Here is a 14,837-nt window from a genome sequence, read left to right as displayed (position 1 = left end):
AGTCTCCGATTATTGAGGCAATGTAGGTAACGTGAAGGGTTTATGCGGACTGGTTAATGCATTTAAAAAAGAGACTATTGACGCTATTTCTTCTGGAGTTAATGTATTAGCCGTAAAATTTGGCGATAAATTGGTCTTAACCTTTCCTCCTTCACTATAGTGTTCAACGACGTCAGATAATGTTTGTGCAGAACCGTCATGAAAGAAGGGAGCTGATAAAGCAATATCTCTTAAGGTCGGTGTTTTAAAAGCGCCTTTCATTAGATTTAATCGTCTTTGATTGTATCGTCCTAAGTCGGGATTATCGTGACCAAACGATGCAAGACCAATATTATGAAATCCATCATCGGTAAAATTTGGTGGACTATGACACACAGCACAATTTCCCTTAACAGGATCAACAAAAAGTTTAAAACCGCTGATTTCATCCGCTGTTAAGGCAGACTTATCACCCTTAACCCAAGTATCAAATCTTGAGTTGTTACTGATCAGCGTTCTTTCGAAGCTTGCGATGGCCATCGCCATTGTTTTAGTATTAACTCCTTGATCTGGAAATGCATTATCAAACGCAGTGACATAGCCATCTATACCACTCAACAGTGCAATTTTCTGACTAAGATCTGCATGCATCTCCAATTCTGCTTCCATTGGAGCCAAAGCTTGCTCTTCGAGTGTTTTTATTCGACCATCCCACATCTGTAGGTTGTTGTATGCCAGATTAATAATTAAAGGCGTCGCCCTCGTTAGCGCCTTGCTTTTATATCCACGAGCAACTGTCAAATTGTCTGACCAACCTAACATTGGGTTATGGCAAGTGGCACAGGACATATTATTATCACCACTGAGTCTTGGATCGAAAAATAACATCTTGCCAAGGCTAACTTTTTCAGCCGTCAATGGATTATCTTTAGGCGTTGGTATTGGGGTCGGAAGGAGCCATTGTTGTAGGCTTGGGTGGCCCGCAATAAAGGTATAATCTGTAGGCTCAGTCTCAGCGGCATAACTTAATTGAGATACCAGTAGAGTGAAATAAAATAGTAACGTTTTCAAAATCGAACCCTCATTTTCACATACTTGTGATAATTAGATATATTTGAGTATAGGACAGATGAAGAAGGTGAGTAGGCTTCAGGTTAAAAGCTTTTTATGTACCAAAAATATCTGCAACTTATAGGGCTGAAATCAATAAAATTACCTGAGTATTTCAACAATATGCTTGTTGATTATGGCTGTTTAAACACATGTTGAATTCTACTTACCATATCAAACACCATATTCGATGTGACTTCTTGCCTTGTTATACTTGTATCAAATGGAATTTTAACCTTGGCTTGATAAGCAAGGTAGGTCAGCTCAGCATTGAGTGCCATTGCAATATCCATCACATCTGATGGCAGTATCTCTCTCTGTGTATTTGTCGCAGAGATCTGCATAGCTGTTAGATTCAAATTTGACTCTGCATATTGGTTTAAAGATTGAAACGTACTGATTAGATGATAGAAAACATCAGTTGGTGTTTTATCTGTTTGAGTATTTTTGGAAGGGACAAAAGGGCGTATATTGCGATCACCTTGCTGGGTATGAAACAGTCGTAAGCTTAACTCGTAACAATGGTCGATGATTTTAATCACATCTCTTGGATCAACTTTGTCTTGGTTAAGTATTGATACTAAACGATTATTCATCAATATTTTATTATAGACTTGAGTAGGCGTTGCTGAAACAGGTGTCAATTCACTGTTGAAACCTTGGATAGAAAGTGAACGTTGAGCAGCTTGGATTGATTTTAATGCTTCGTTTAGTACACGATAAACATGAAGAGGCTGATTACGGTATACATGAACAGCAAACTCTCGACCGACAACTTCATTTGTGTGATTTAAACTTAGTCGTTTAGCACTAAAATTCAATGATTTAGCAAGGAAAAAAACATCTTTAGAACTTGCCCTTTCAACTTTGTAGGCAACAGTTATCATTGGTTTAGTAAATAACTCCCCACTTTTATCAAATGTTAAGAGTTCTTCTTCTATCAATCTAGCCTTAGTAAAAACATCACCAGGGTTAATTTCATCGGTACTAAAGGTCATGTACTGTTGAACAACGGCATATGAAAAGTGAGTGGTTAGCAGCAATAACAATCCCAGTAATATTTTTATCACAGTCAAAATCCTCTGATTAAGCTTATGAAACTAGTCGAATATCCCTATTTAAATAATTATAGTACAGGAGTAAGTAAGCAGCTGATTTACTCACGAAAGAGATCCTTAACCTCAATTCAGTTAAACGTTTACCGTGATTACGTTTAAAAGAGGTCATTTATCTAGCCTTAAAGACAATTTATCTTAGTTCCAAATACAATTGCCTTTTGTCTATGGCCACTTTTATGTAATATTGCCAATCTCGTTATTTTATTAGCCATACTATGCAGCCTCAAGCCGATCCCTTTATTGTTCCTAAATGCGATGATGCCATTAAAATCCTGTATCAGGATGAGCATATCTTGGTGATTAACAAACCTAGTGGCTTGTTAAGCCTTTCAGGCAAGCACCCACTAAATAAGGATTCCGTTCACTATCGTCTAATAAAGGGTTTTCCTACCTGTACTATGATCCACAGATTAGATTTTGGTACATCTGGTATTTTGTTACTGGCGTTAAATAAGCAAGTGAATGCGTTGCTGTGTAAACAGTTTAGTGACAGAACCGTCAGTAAGCGCTATACCGCTTTACTTCATGGTACCGTCAATAGTAATTCGGGTGCAATCGAGTGCTCGATTGCAAAAGATGCTGATAATTTTCCTTTAATGAAGCAATGTGAACAAACAGGCAAGTCGGCTAAATCGAAATTTAAGGTTCTTGAGCGCTTTGTTCAAAATGAGAATGACAGTTTTTACCAAGCAGGAGAAGGGCTAGTTGAGCGTAATGTGACTCGTATCGAGTTTGAACCTGTGACAGGAAGAACTCACCAGTTAAGAGTTCACTCACAATTTTTTGGTCACTCGATTTTAGGGTGTGACCTTTATGCGAGTGATGAAGCCTACTTTATGACATCGCGTTTAATGCTACACGCCTCAGAGCTTTGCTTCAATCACCCTATTAGTGGTGAGCGATTAACAATAAAATGTAACAGTCCATTTTAAGCAGACAGATAAGTTACCTACACTTAGCTGATAACTTTATGTATCAACCTGATTTCAATCATTTAATTATAATCAGGCGGAAAATTTCATGTACTTCAGCCTGCTTATGCCTCAGTTCATCTATAGCTTTAATTTAGCTAAATTTGTTAACATTAACTGCTGTTTTTCGACATTTGGTTATCTGTCTAAAACCTTTATCACTGTGATTAAACCAAGCCTTTAGTTTGGTGATGGATAACGCCTTTAAGATCATCATGAAAAAGAATACTAAAAGGAAAAAATATGTATCACATCATGACCACAGGATTAGTGGCAGTCTCGCTTTTAAGTACCACAAGTGTTTATGCCAATGAGTTTGTACTTGATAAAAGTGCCATACCTTTGTCTCAAGCTATTAAGTTAGTGTTAGATCCTAAAAAAGATAACTTCTCCGGTAGTACGGATATACATATCAATGTCACGGAAAAAACAAAGGTCATTCAAATTAATGGCGTTGATTATTCAGCGACGAATGTACAGTTAAAGGGTGAGCAGTCTTGCGACATGACAGTTCAGATGCTTCAAACTGGTATTGTAAACTTAGTCTGCGAAAGTGAAATTAATCCAGGTAGCTACCAATTACATTTAGATTTTACAGCGCCGTATAATCGTCAATCAGTGGGTCTGTATAAAACGATAGATGCTGGGCAAGCATATTTGTTTACCCAATTTGAGATGAGTGACGCGCGTAGAAGTTTTCCTGTTTTCGATGAGCCTGAATATAAGATCCCGTTTCAGTTAACGATAACCGCACCATCAGATGAATTGGTATACAGCAATACTCCACTAGTTAGCAGCAGAGTTGAAGGAGGGCTGACGACCCATGTTTTTGCAGAAACCAAACCATTACCTTCATATTTAGTTGCCTACGCAGTCGGAAATTTTGAATCCATTCCAGTAAAAGGAATGAAGATCCCAGGTAATATCATCACCACTCAGGGTAAAATTGAACTTGCCAACTATGCAGCTAAAGAGATGCCAGCTATCTTGGATCGTTTAGAAGCATACTTTGGTGTCGATTATCCTTATCAGAAATTAGATTCTATGGCCTTACCAGAATTTCCATTTGGTGCAATGGAAAATGCTGGCCTGGTGACATATAGAGAAGATATTTTACTTCTTGATGAGAAGACAGCAAACCAAAACACCAAGCGGTCATCGGTTTCGGTCGTTGCCCATGAATTAGCTCACCAATGGTATGGTAATTTAGTCACCATGCAGTGGTGGAATGATTTATGGTTAAATGAAGCATTTGCTAGTTGGATGGGAGCTAAAGTAACCCATCAGTTACACCCAGAATTTGAATCCCATTTGAATTTATCCAAAAACCGTGTGATGAGTATGGATGCACGGGTTTCAACCAAACCGATCCGTAAACCGATTAATACTGAAGCAGATATTATGGATGGCTTGGGCTTGGCATACAGCAAAGGCTCTGCAGTATTATCTATGATTGAAAACTGGATCGGTGAAGAGAGTTTTAAGCAGGGGATCCGTCAATACATAAAAGAAAATGCATATAAAAACACGACTGCCGATGACCTTTGGAATGCATTATCTGTCGCATCAGGGAAAGATGTTGGCAAAGTGCTCAGCACTTTTATTGAGCAATCATCCTACCCACTCATTGAAGTGAATCTGAGCGGTAATACCTTAGAGTTGTCACAATCGCGATTTGTTTTTGCTGGTAGCAACGCCCCAACACAACAATGGGTCGTCCCAGTATCAATCAAATACGGAAAGGGAGATAAACAAGTCACTGAAACCGTGTTATTAGATAAGGAAACCAAACTGTTCAAATTGAAGTTTGCGCCTGATTGGATTTATCCAGATGCAGATGCAATGGGTTATTATCGTTGGTTATTGGATAATGATCAGTTAGCTAATCTATTAGCAAATGCCAAATTAAATTTAACGGATAGAGAACGTAAAGCGCTGTTATCTTCTGCCGATGCCTTACTGGAAGCTGGTTTTATCACCGCTGGTGAATTACTTGAAATTTTAGGGGAGTTTGTTGATGATGCTCATCCACAGATAGTCTCTTCAGCCTTGAGCTACTTACAAGTTCAAAAAAAGACCTTCATTGATGAGTCAAATGAAGACGACTGGGCAAGGTTTATGACGAGTAAGGCAAGAAGCGCTATTGATAAATATGGCGTAACCGCAAAAGAAGGAGAAAGTGTGGCCGTCAGTAAACTACGTCCAGATCTGATCTCTATATTGGCGTTCGAAGGTAAGGATAAAATGGTGATTGCAGAGGCAAAAAAAGCCAGTGTTGATTATCTTAATGGGAATAAGACTTTTGATGCTTATCTGATTGGCACTCAACTAAAAATAGCAGTTTTCTATGGTGATAACCAATTAATTCAACAGTTTATCAGCACTTTTGAAACCACTAATAATCCACAAAAACGCACAAAACTGATGTATGCGCTGAGTTATGTAGCTGATCCGAAGCAACAAAAAAGCATATTGGATTACAGCTTGACTGACAAGTTAAACTCACCAGATCTTAAGTATATTATGTCTGGCCAGAGTTACACTCAGACAAGAAAAGCGTTCTTTATACATTGGTTATACACTAACTTTTCAGCAGTAAAAGCAAAGTTACCCCCTTTTAATGTTGCTGAATTGCCTTATTACACAGGCAGTGGATGTGAAATAGAGGCACTGGAAGCAACTAACTTATTCTTTGAACCGAAGCTTAATGCTTCACCGGAGTTCACTCGTACTTTAGCCAAGTTAAATGAAGAAGTTAATAACTGTATCAAACTTAAAAATAGAGAGAAAATAAGTGTCGATCAGTATTTGCAAAAGCGATAACAGCTAAAAACTGATTAGATGTGACTAACTGAAATCGAAGCGATAGAATCGCTTCGATTTTTTATATTGATTAGTATCATTTATGAACAGGATTTGTTTGTCATAATAATTCAATAGCATACAGGAATAGGAGAAAGTTTAATTACATTAGTATGGTGTAACCATTTTATTGGTGGCGAAGTTTACTAATCCACCATGGCTAATCTTTAGGTTTTAAATAGTGTTTGAGTGAGCGAGGATCGGTATGCCCAGTTCTTGCCATAATATACAGATGATCTTTATCATTTTCGTGAAGCTGAGTAACGCAACCACTTCGTAAACTGTGTGCACCGTAAAATTCATGACTCAATCCCGCTTTGCTGCAATACTTTCTGATCATTTGATAAATATCATCACCGCGAAGAAAACCTGAATTTCTACTCTCCGTAGTTACAAAATCAGCTGAGCTTGATGTTTTCATTTTGGCTACGGAGTAAGTTCTCACTTGTCGCCCATCACGACTAAGGGATCTAAATAAGTGTCCTTGCTGAATTTTTGAAATAGCTAACCAATGTTTTACTGCATCAAAAGCCGAAAAGGGTTCTGTTTGTGGTAAATCTTTCCATTCCCTTTGGCCCTGTTGATTACTCTTAGAGTAGGGCAGTCTAACTTTTAACTTATTTCTGAGAAAACTCAAATGGCTGACTTGGATCTCTGCCAGTTCAGAACGACGAAAACCGCCTTGAAACCCTAATTGAATTATCGCTTTATCACGAGCACGAGTGATCTCTTGTGGATGCTGATCAATGACATTAAGTAGCATTTCCAATTCATCATACATTATTGGCTGTTGATCATAATCAGATACTGTTCGATATTTGTTGCGACTTAACCCTCGCATGACACGGATAACAAGCGGGTGCTCCGTTGGCGAGTGAAAACCTGCTTGAATATGAAAGTAACGAATTGCAGCTAAACGAGTGGTCAATGTTTGTCGTGAAAGCTGAACACCAGTGCGAGCTTGAATTGTCTCTTTTTGATGACCAATAAATGAGATCACCGACCTTGGATCTGCAGGTAAAGAATTGAGTCCATGCTCATTACAATAATAAGTAAAAATAGAAAAACTCGATCTATATACTCTACGAGTATTTTCTGAGATCTCGTATTCCGTTTCACTGGCTGCACTTTTATAGTCATCCAATATTGAAATGGGCAGTTCAGTTTCTTCAAAAAATCGTTTTTCACCTGAATTGACTGAGTGACTTAATTGTTCACTTGCTTTAAAAGGGCTCATTTTATTCATTCTTGATACACATTCTCCCTAAACAAGGTTCAATCACTAAGGCTAAGACCTCAAATTATAACCTTAAGGACATCATCTCTACCAGTGATAATCGTCATTATCACTGGTAGGGATGAATTCAGTCTAGATAACAATCAAAGAGTGGTGCTCGAATCTAAATACGGTACATTTTCTATTCGACAACAATTAAGAGACTGTTTTGAACAAACTTGGATTTATGCATGTTTACACATTAACGATACCCGGACACACTTAATTGTGACCGGGTATCGTTATATTTACTGTACGAAAATAATGTTGTTTAATAAGGAGGAATATTATCGAATACACTGAAGACGACAATAAAATGTTTAACCATTTTATTGTCGGTAATAACAGAGAATCCCAAGATTGCTACTCTTTACGAATCTATCAACACAGATACCTCTAAGCCTAATGTATCCTTTCCATTGTTTACAGCATAAATTGATATACACTTTGTGCGTATATTTAATGAAATGCAGTCTTTGAGCACGCGTAATTGTTAGCCGCATAGCCTTAATTTAATCAATTATTACTTATATTGTTGATTATCAAGCCAGTTTGATCAATTTAAACACAGTGTCAGTTTAGATTTAACAGTACATGATTACACGTCATTCTAATTCACTAATAAGTGGTTGCACCATACTATTGATAACGATATTATTACCATTTGTTATCGGTAATGAATGATTCACTAACTTAAGCCGTGCTTATCGATATTGTATTAATAGATAGAAAATATGAGTGAGCACTGATGGACTATAAACAAGCTTGGGTATATCAAGGCGAAACACCGAAGGCGGGCAGGAAACTACTTCTTTTAGAACTTGATGAACTCATTATCGCACTACCACTTATATTCCGATTAATTCATCCGGATGAAATAATAAAAAGACCGAATTGGTTTTTAGCTGAGTTATCCAAAGTCGATGTGAATCATAATTCAAAGTACATAGACTTAGTCCCTCAACTCCAAAAAGTGACTCAATTGAGAAAAGAGTCGGCTTCGGTCAAACCTTTGCTGCACATTCTCAATGAAAGCTTAAATCAATACTTCAGTGATTATGGATGGCGTATGGTGCGTAAAGAGCTTTCTCAAAAAAAGAAGCGACAAAAAAAGTCGCACATAGAATTGAGTAAAGACATTATTTCAAAGTTGAAGTTATACATGGAAGAGGAAAAGTTTGAGAGCTTCGATCAAGCAATTGATAATTTAATTACTGAAGCAAAGTTCAAAAATGATGAAGTTGTCACTTAAGGAAAAACAAACACAGCGATAAAATTTAGTTGCTACAGGCATAAAAAAAGAGAGTCATGATCCCGTAAAAACAGTGTTAGATAACACTCGCGGCGCATTGCCTATTTACGTTTATCGAATAACTCTCTTCTAATTTCAGTTTAGTTCAGAATGTTATAAATTCTAGCCAGGAATGAATAAATTTAAATTATGAATACTCTACAGCCCTTTACTAGCTAGCAAGGTATGATAGATCTTGTTCTGTTCTATCATAGACTTGAAGCTAAGAAGCTATAGCGATACCTTTTTCAGTTATTTCAGACGAAAAATTATTTATCTTATGGTGGCTCGGTGACCATCCAAGTAGAAAGCGTTGAAAGTCAGCCCAAGCAACATAGAAGAGAGGACGCCATTCATTTTCCACTTCTATTGGGTCAATCAAGACGGTTGAAACTTGCATAGCCGTATTCAACTCTGCAAAGTAGTATTCGACTAATTCTTGATAGCTCATCAGACAATCGTATTCAGTTAGGCAACTCCCTAAGAAATAGACAAGATCTTTCATACCACATCCACCACCAACATATTGAAAATCAACACCGGCAACTCTTTCTCCACTGGAACTGAAACAAAAATTTGCGACTTTTGCATCTCCGTGAATCAAGGATTTGTAACGGCAATTGTTGAGCATACTATCCAGTTGATGAGCAGCACGCTTAATAGGCGAATCGGCCATAGCTTGATATTCATCCATACGTGTTGCTAAATGCCAGTATGACCCAATAGGCCATAATCCTTGAGGCCAAGAATTTACAGGAGTGTCTTGCATAAAATGAGCATGAAAACAGGCTAGCCACTTAATACACGATTTACTTTCCTCCACTGATAACCGTTGTTTTCTTGATGTGAAACCAGATTCATCAAGATCACTTAGCAAAATAATTGATTCACATTGTGGAAGTAAGGTAGAGAAAGTACGTACACCATAGCAGTGTGGAACATAGTGCGATTCTGTACATGACTGCGCATATTCTCGATACCAATGTGCTTCAATTTCATATGAAATTATTTTTCTCTGGTGAGATGCATCACTCTGCCAACCTCTAGGATGAACTTTTTGAGCTGACGGAATAATGGTTTTTGCGATAATATATTTTGAACAATTTTCTTGTTTAATCTGGTATCTAGCGATTTCTCCATAGTCACTCCATAGCTTCTGTATCGTTTCAATTTTAGTGACTTTTTCACAGGAAAATACTTCTTGTATATATTGTTCAGTATTTGATTGGGTATTCAAATGTAATGATTTCCTGTTTGTCGTCTGTTTTAAAAGAAAATGTTATAACACTAAACTTTGCTTTTAAACTTTATTTTGCAAAACAGGTTATAATTATGTTTAAACCTGTTTATAGAGTTAACATAATATAATGTCTACGGAGTTACCAAGAGAGAAAAAACTCACCGTAATGTGCAGAATAGAGCCAGGTTGCTTAGGACCAGATGGCATTGATCACATTGAATCTTTCTGCCGTTATTCCCATCAAGAATTAAAAAAAGTCGATTCCGACTTTATTCAATGGCTGCCGCTTCCTCGCTATGATAAATCTCTTGCTGAGATGGAATACTCGGTAGACAGTAAATTACTATCTCGTGATAAGGCATCCCAGTATTTAGCCTATTTTAAATGTGAACTTGATGAATTTGAAGAACATTTTCATGATAAAGTGTCGATTCTTATTAACGAGTTTTTGGCGAACAAAAAGAGTTAAACTGTTTTTTTGTTCTAACGATTAGCTCTGATTCGTCATAAATTGTTGTTTTAAGGATGCTAATATGCAACCTCATCTTTTGATCACTGGTGCTAATCGTGGAATTGGATTAGCGTTAGTAAAATTGTATCTCGATGATAATTGGGCTGTCACGGCCTGCTGCAGAGAACCGAAAGAATTAATTACGTTACTTGATGTCTACCCATCTCTCACTATTTGTACGCTAGATGTTACCGATTATGCAGCGGTAAATAAGATTGCCAACAAATTAGCAGGGAAAAATATTGACCTTTTGCTCAATAATGCTGGCTATTATGGACCGAAGGAAACTGATTTAGGTGATACTAATGTCGATGAATGGCGTCATGTTTTGGAGGTTAACGCCATTGCACCTTTGAAAATTATTGAAGCTTTTTTACCGAATTTAGCACAATCTCAAAACGCAGTTTATGCAGCAATTTCATCAAAAATGGGCAGTATGTCCGACAATAACAGCGGTGGTTCTTACCTTTATCGCTCTTCAAAAGCGGCATTAAACAGCGTAATAAAAAGCCTTTCGATAGATTTAATCCCCTATAAAATCAATGTTATTGCTCTACATCCAGGTTGGGTTCGTACTGAGATGGGGGGGCCAAATGGATTAATCGATGTACAAGAATCTGCATCGGGTATGAAACAAGTCTTAGACCAATTAACCCCATTACAGAATGGTAGTTTCCTTGATTTTCAAGGAAAAGAGGTAGCTTGGTGATCTGCTATTGTAATCATTAATAGTTTAACAATCATTTGAAAGCGGGTGAAATGCATTTTTTGACGATGAAACTAAAACCATAAGCTTGATTGTCATCGGGTGCTATTTCCAAAATCTCATAGTCATTTAATTCAATCACATTTGAGCCAGGAGTGATATAACATCGAGACCGACTGTCTGATTCTAGACTATAAGCAAATTCTGCAATCAACTCTCGCACAAAAAACTCATAGTTTTCTCGAACGTCATCGTAGGATGTATCTTCTTCTATATCTTGTTGGGTATCATCCAATGAGAAATTAATATTCGCGTTAGCAATCTTGATATCTTCGCTATCAAGATCTTTCATTATCACACTTTGATCTTCTTTAAGTTTGTTAATGTCTGCCGACTCAGGGATAGCTAAATCTTCAGTGAGAAACTTATCCACATTCACGATTAATGCAAGGTGATACAAGACTACCATTGCCAGTATTAAACGAAGAAACATGGTCGTAAATTTGTAGTGGGTGTGGTTCAGCAGTTGAATACCTTTGACACCAAAAGGTTTCAATAACAACAGAAAAATCAGATACACCGGTACTATCACTTGCAGTATCAATAAGGCAGTTGCACTTACTGCAATTCCCCAAGCTGGAAGGTAGAGCAAGATAGCAAAGTTATGTGTATAGGAGAGATGTAATGAGGAAACGCCAACGACTTCATTAACAACTGATGCAGCGCCAGCAATAGCAAAGTTTGCAATGATCGCATAAAAAAGTAATAAAACAGTTTTGCCAGCTAGCGAATTCCATACTCTATCAAAGAGTGGCCAAAATTCTAGCGTGAGCGCGATAACAGTGATGATAGCGGCTAAACCAAGGCTACTATCGGACAGAATCAAAAAGCTCGCGACTAAGTATAATTTTTGAGGAAGTGTAAGTTTGGTAAGAATTTTTTCTGACGCGGAAAATCCCTTTATAATCAAACCGTATAAATATAAAAGGGGAGATGCTTTACCTTGAGTTAGTTCTGTATATTTTTGACTAAGTTCTTCTTTTTCAAGTTTTTTCATTCACACGAATCAGGGTAACCAAATAAGCACTTAATGTTAACCTTTTTGCAACGAGCTCGCTAGCCCATTGTATGGTTTTGAGCATGATTAAACTGAATATACTGTGATAAACCGTATATTAGCTATAGCCAGAGAACTTTCTCTGGCTATTATCTTAGATTAAATTTGTGGGTAATTTGGCTTAATATCCGTTGGAATAGATGCTATTTTACTGTTTAACTTGTCACCCTCTAACGTATCCCAAGGACCATAGTGAAGATCATAGAGTGATAGGATAGTGGCTTTATTCTCTAAGCTTGAGTTTTCAATCTCAGCGCGAATAAGCGCATTGTTTTCGTAGGTTTGACGTAAATACACGTCATCTAAGATGTCTGCAACTTCAATTAACTTCTGCAGCACTTTTCTATCGATTTCACTTAAATTTGATAAGTCAGTGGTCATATCAACCGGCATGAACTTATCCAGCATAGCTTGGTATTGATTGGTCTGCGTCACTAGGCTATCAGCGGCTTCTATTGCTTTTACTTCAACTTGCTTTTGTTCTATTTTTTGATCAGCAGGTTGTGTACAAGCAGATAATGCAGCCACTAAAGCCAGTGAAACGAGTGTTGGTTTCATGAATAATGTTCCCCGTTATTATTATGATTTTCGTCGGTTAAGTTACAGGTAAAAACGACAATGATAAAGGCTGCAGATGAAAAGCAGCATTGACCTACCCACCCTTGGTGTTTATGTTTAACTTAAAAGAAAGGAGAAAAAAGATGCTACATGGATTAGCACCGGAACATTTTGATGATGTGGTAGCCCTTGGTAATAAGGTTCATGGTGAGGGATATCTCGATATCAAATCGCTTGAAAGCCTTTACCTTAAAGGTATTAAAGATGATATCAACGCCAACTTTGTGGCGATTATTGAAGGTGAGCTGGTTGGATTTAGATTAACTTATGCCCCTGGGAATTGGCAACCGGATGAATGGTGTTTACCTGATGCGTGGGGAGTTGAGCCCGACAAGGTCTGCTATTTCAAGTGTAATACCGTTGCAGAGAAGCACAGAGGATTTGGTATTGGTGGCAAATTACTGCAAGCATCAATTGCGGCAACTAAATACCAAGGTGCTAAAGCGGGGATCAGTCACCTATGGAAACAAAGTCCCAAAAACTCAGCTGTTAACTACTTCACCAAGGCGGGGGGGATCTTAATTAAAGAATATCCCAACAGATGGAATGATGCCAAAGAGCACCCTAATTATATTTGCATTCTATGTGGCCCAGATTGTCAGTGTACAGCTTGCGAAATGATATTGATCTTTAAGTAATTTATAGCCTAAGAGACTGAAATTTCATGATAACGCTAATAAAAAGTACCTTCATAGATGACCGAAAAACAGTTTGATCCTTTAATCTCACCAGATCCTGCTAATCAAGATTGGCCACAATCTTATTGGGCCAGTACAGTCAATCAGCCGCCTGCAAATCCCTTACTGCAAGGCCATATTCAAACTGATGTGGTCGTTATTGGTGGAGGGTACACCGGGCTACTCACAGCGTATTACCTTGCTACTGAGTTCAATGTTGATGTATGTGTGATTGAAGCCAATACCGTAGGTTTTGGGGCAAGTGGGCGCAATGCTGGTTTTGTATTAAAAGGATCGGGCCGGTTAGGTTATAGTCAAATGGCGAAACGTTGGGATCTCGATACTGCTAAGGGGATCTACCATGAGTTTAGTCAGGCAGTTGAACGCGTTGACGCTCTGATTAGCTCAAACAATATACAATGTGATCCTCAAGAGAAAGGCTACTTAAAAATTGCCCATAATAAACAAGCGATGGAGCAACTAAAAACAGCTTCCAGTTTTATTACACAGCATTTAGGAGGGCGGGCTGAGTTCCTGACTCTAGAACAACTTAAGCTTAACTATATGGACCATAAGCAGGCCTATGGTGCCTTAAGGCTCGATGATGGCTTTGGCATCAATCCATTAAAGCTAGTTTTGGGTTATAAACAGATGCTTGAAAATGCGAAGGTTAAAATATTCGAGAACAGTTGTATTCTCCAGTGGCTGGAAGAGGGAGATAAACACAGACTTATAACAAGCCACGGAGAGATCACTGCAAATAAAGTCGTTTGCGCCGGTAATGCCTATACACCAAAAACCTTTAACTACCGTACCGATGAAAAATACCTGCCTATTCTAAGCAACATTATCGTCACTGAGCCACTTTCAACCTCCGAGCTTGCAGAATCTGGGCTGCAAACACATCAAGTCACTATGGATACTCGCGTACTGAAATATTATTATCGACTGTTGCCCGATAATCGACTTCTGTTAGGTGGGCGCGGGGCAATAACCGGCAAGGATGCGCATAATCCCATTTATGCAAATAGGCTCAAGTATGCGTTAGGCCAGTGTTTTCCTTCATTATCCAACAAATCCATCACATATAACTGGACAGGTTGGATTGCTGCAGCAATGGATGATATCCCCCACGTATATGAAAAGGATGGGGTTGGTTACAGTTTGGGATATTGTGGTTCTGGTGTCGCATTCAGTGCTCAGGCTGGTTATCGTTTAGCACAATCATTAGTCGGGCAAAAAACGCCTGATTTACCGCTTTATCGTCAACCGTTACCAACATTTCCATTTGCAAGACTCCGGCGTGTGGGTCAATGGGGTTACTACCATTATGGCTGGTTGAAAGATAAGTACGGTTAATA

Annotated in this window: 13 protein-coding genes; 7 read left to right on the top strand and 6 right to left on the bottom strand. The window is 38.1% G+C overall.

Features of this window, described 5'->3' with window-relative positions:
* Positions 1-9: 9 nt before the first annotated feature.
* Both FN961_RS07015 and FN961_RS07010 read right to left on the bottom strand, forming a co-directional pair.
* Positions 10-1,050 (bottom strand): cytochrome-c peroxidase, encoded by a 1,041-nt coding sequence (locus FN961_RS07015; protein ID WP_143563839.1) that lies wholly within the window; start codon positions 1,048-1,050, stop codon positions 10-12.
* Positions 1,051-1,223: 173 nt separating this feature from the next.
* Positions 1,224-2,159: a hypothetical protein gene (locus tag FN961_RS07010; RefSeq protein ID WP_143563838.1), complete on the bottom strand. Its 936-nt coding sequence runs from the start codon at positions 2,157-2,159 to the stop codon at positions 1,224-1,226.
* Between the two features lie 263 nt (positions 2,160-2,422).
* On the opposite strand from FN961_RS07010, the gene FN961_RS07005 reads away from it, so the two are divergent.
* Both FN961_RS07005 and FN961_RS07000 read left to right on the top strand, forming a co-directional pair.
* Positions 2,423-3,139, top strand: a complete 717-nt coding sequence (locus FN961_RS07005; protein WP_143563837.1) for an RluA family pseudouridine synthase — start codon at positions 2,423-2,425, stop codon at positions 3,137-3,139.
* A gap of 282 nt (positions 3,140-3,421) precedes the next feature.
* Complete coding sequence (locus tag FN961_RS07000) at positions 3,422-6,001, top strand: M1 family metallopeptidase (protein ID WP_143563836.1); 2,580 nt, start codon at positions 3,422-3,424, stop codon at positions 5,999-6,001.
* Positions 6,002-6,200: 199 nt separating this feature from the next.
* On the opposite strand, the gene FN961_RS06995 is transcribed toward FN961_RS07000, so the two are convergent.
* Positions 6,201-7,286 carry a tyrosine-type recombinase/integrase gene (locus FN961_RS06995; RefSeq protein ID WP_143563835.1) on the bottom strand — a complete coding sequence of 362 codons (1,086 nt, stop codon included), beginning with the start codon at positions 7,284-7,286 and terminating at the stop codon, positions 6,201-6,203.
* Positions 7,287-8,064: 778 nt separating this feature from the next.
* Here FN961_RS06995 and FN961_RS06990 point away from each other — a divergent pair.
* Positions 8,065-8,568 (top strand): hypothetical protein, encoded by a 504-nt coding sequence (locus FN961_RS06990; RefSeq protein ID WP_143563834.1) that lies wholly within the window; start codon positions 8,065-8,067, stop codon positions 8,566-8,568.
* 262 nt (positions 8,569-8,830) lie between these two features.
* Here FN961_RS06990 and FN961_RS06985 read toward each other — a convergent pair whose 3' ends face one another.
* A complete protein-coding gene (locus FN961_RS06985; protein WP_143563833.1) occupies positions 8,831-9,844 on the bottom strand; it encodes an oxidoreductase family protein in 1,014 nt (337 codons plus the stop codon).
* Positions 9,845-9,974: 130 nt separating this feature from the next.
* On the opposite strand from FN961_RS06985, the gene FN961_RS06980 reads away from it, so the two are divergent.
* Both FN961_RS06980 and FN961_RS06975 read left to right on the top strand, forming a co-directional pair.
* Positions 9,975-10,316 carry a hypothetical protein gene (locus FN961_RS06980; protein ID WP_143563832.1) on the top strand — a complete coding sequence of 114 codons (342 nt, stop codon included), beginning with the start codon at positions 9,975-9,977 and terminating at the stop codon, positions 10,314-10,316.
* Between the two features lie 64 nt (positions 10,317-10,380).
* A complete protein-coding gene (locus tag FN961_RS06975) occupies positions 10,381-11,067 on the top strand; it encodes an SDR family oxidoreductase (RefSeq protein WP_143563831.1) in 687 nt (228 codons plus the stop codon).
* 31 nt (positions 11,068-11,098) lie between these two features.
* On the opposite strand, the gene FN961_RS06970 is transcribed toward FN961_RS06975, so the two are convergent.
* Entirely contained in the window at positions 11,099-12,121 is a 1,023-nt protein-coding gene (locus tag FN961_RS06970) for a hypothetical protein (RefSeq protein ID WP_143563830.1), read from the bottom strand.
* Between the two features lie 159 nt (positions 12,122-12,280).
* Entirely contained in the window at positions 12,281-12,739 is a 459-nt protein-coding gene (locus tag FN961_RS06965; RefSeq protein WP_143563829.1) for a hypothetical protein, read from the bottom strand.
* Positions 12,740-12,882: 143 nt separating this feature from the next.
* Here FN961_RS06965 and FN961_RS06960 point away from each other — a divergent pair, with 143 nt between their 5' ends.
* Together FN961_RS06960 and FN961_RS06955 are read left to right on the top strand one after the other, a co-directional pair.
* Entirely contained in the window at positions 12,883-13,437 is a 555-nt protein-coding gene (locus tag FN961_RS06960) for a GNAT family N-acetyltransferase (protein ID WP_143563828.1), read from the top strand.
* Positions 13,438-13,494: 57 nt separating this feature from the next.
* On the top strand, positions 13,495-14,835 hold the full coding sequence (locus FN961_RS06955) for an NAD(P)/FAD-dependent oxidoreductase (protein ID WP_143563827.1): 1,341 nt from the start codon (positions 13,495-13,497) through the stop codon (positions 14,833-14,835).
* The last annotated feature ends 2 nt before the right edge of the window (positions 14,836-14,837 follow it).

The sequence above is a fragment of the Shewanella hanedai genome (genome assembly GCF_007197645.1).
In the GTDB taxonomy this organism is placed as follows: Bacteria; Pseudomonadota; Gammaproteobacteria; order Enterobacterales; family Shewanellaceae; genus Shewanella; species Shewanella hanedai.
Note: the sequence above shows the minus strand (reverse complement) of the source record. Positions and strands in the feature narration are given on the sequence as shown.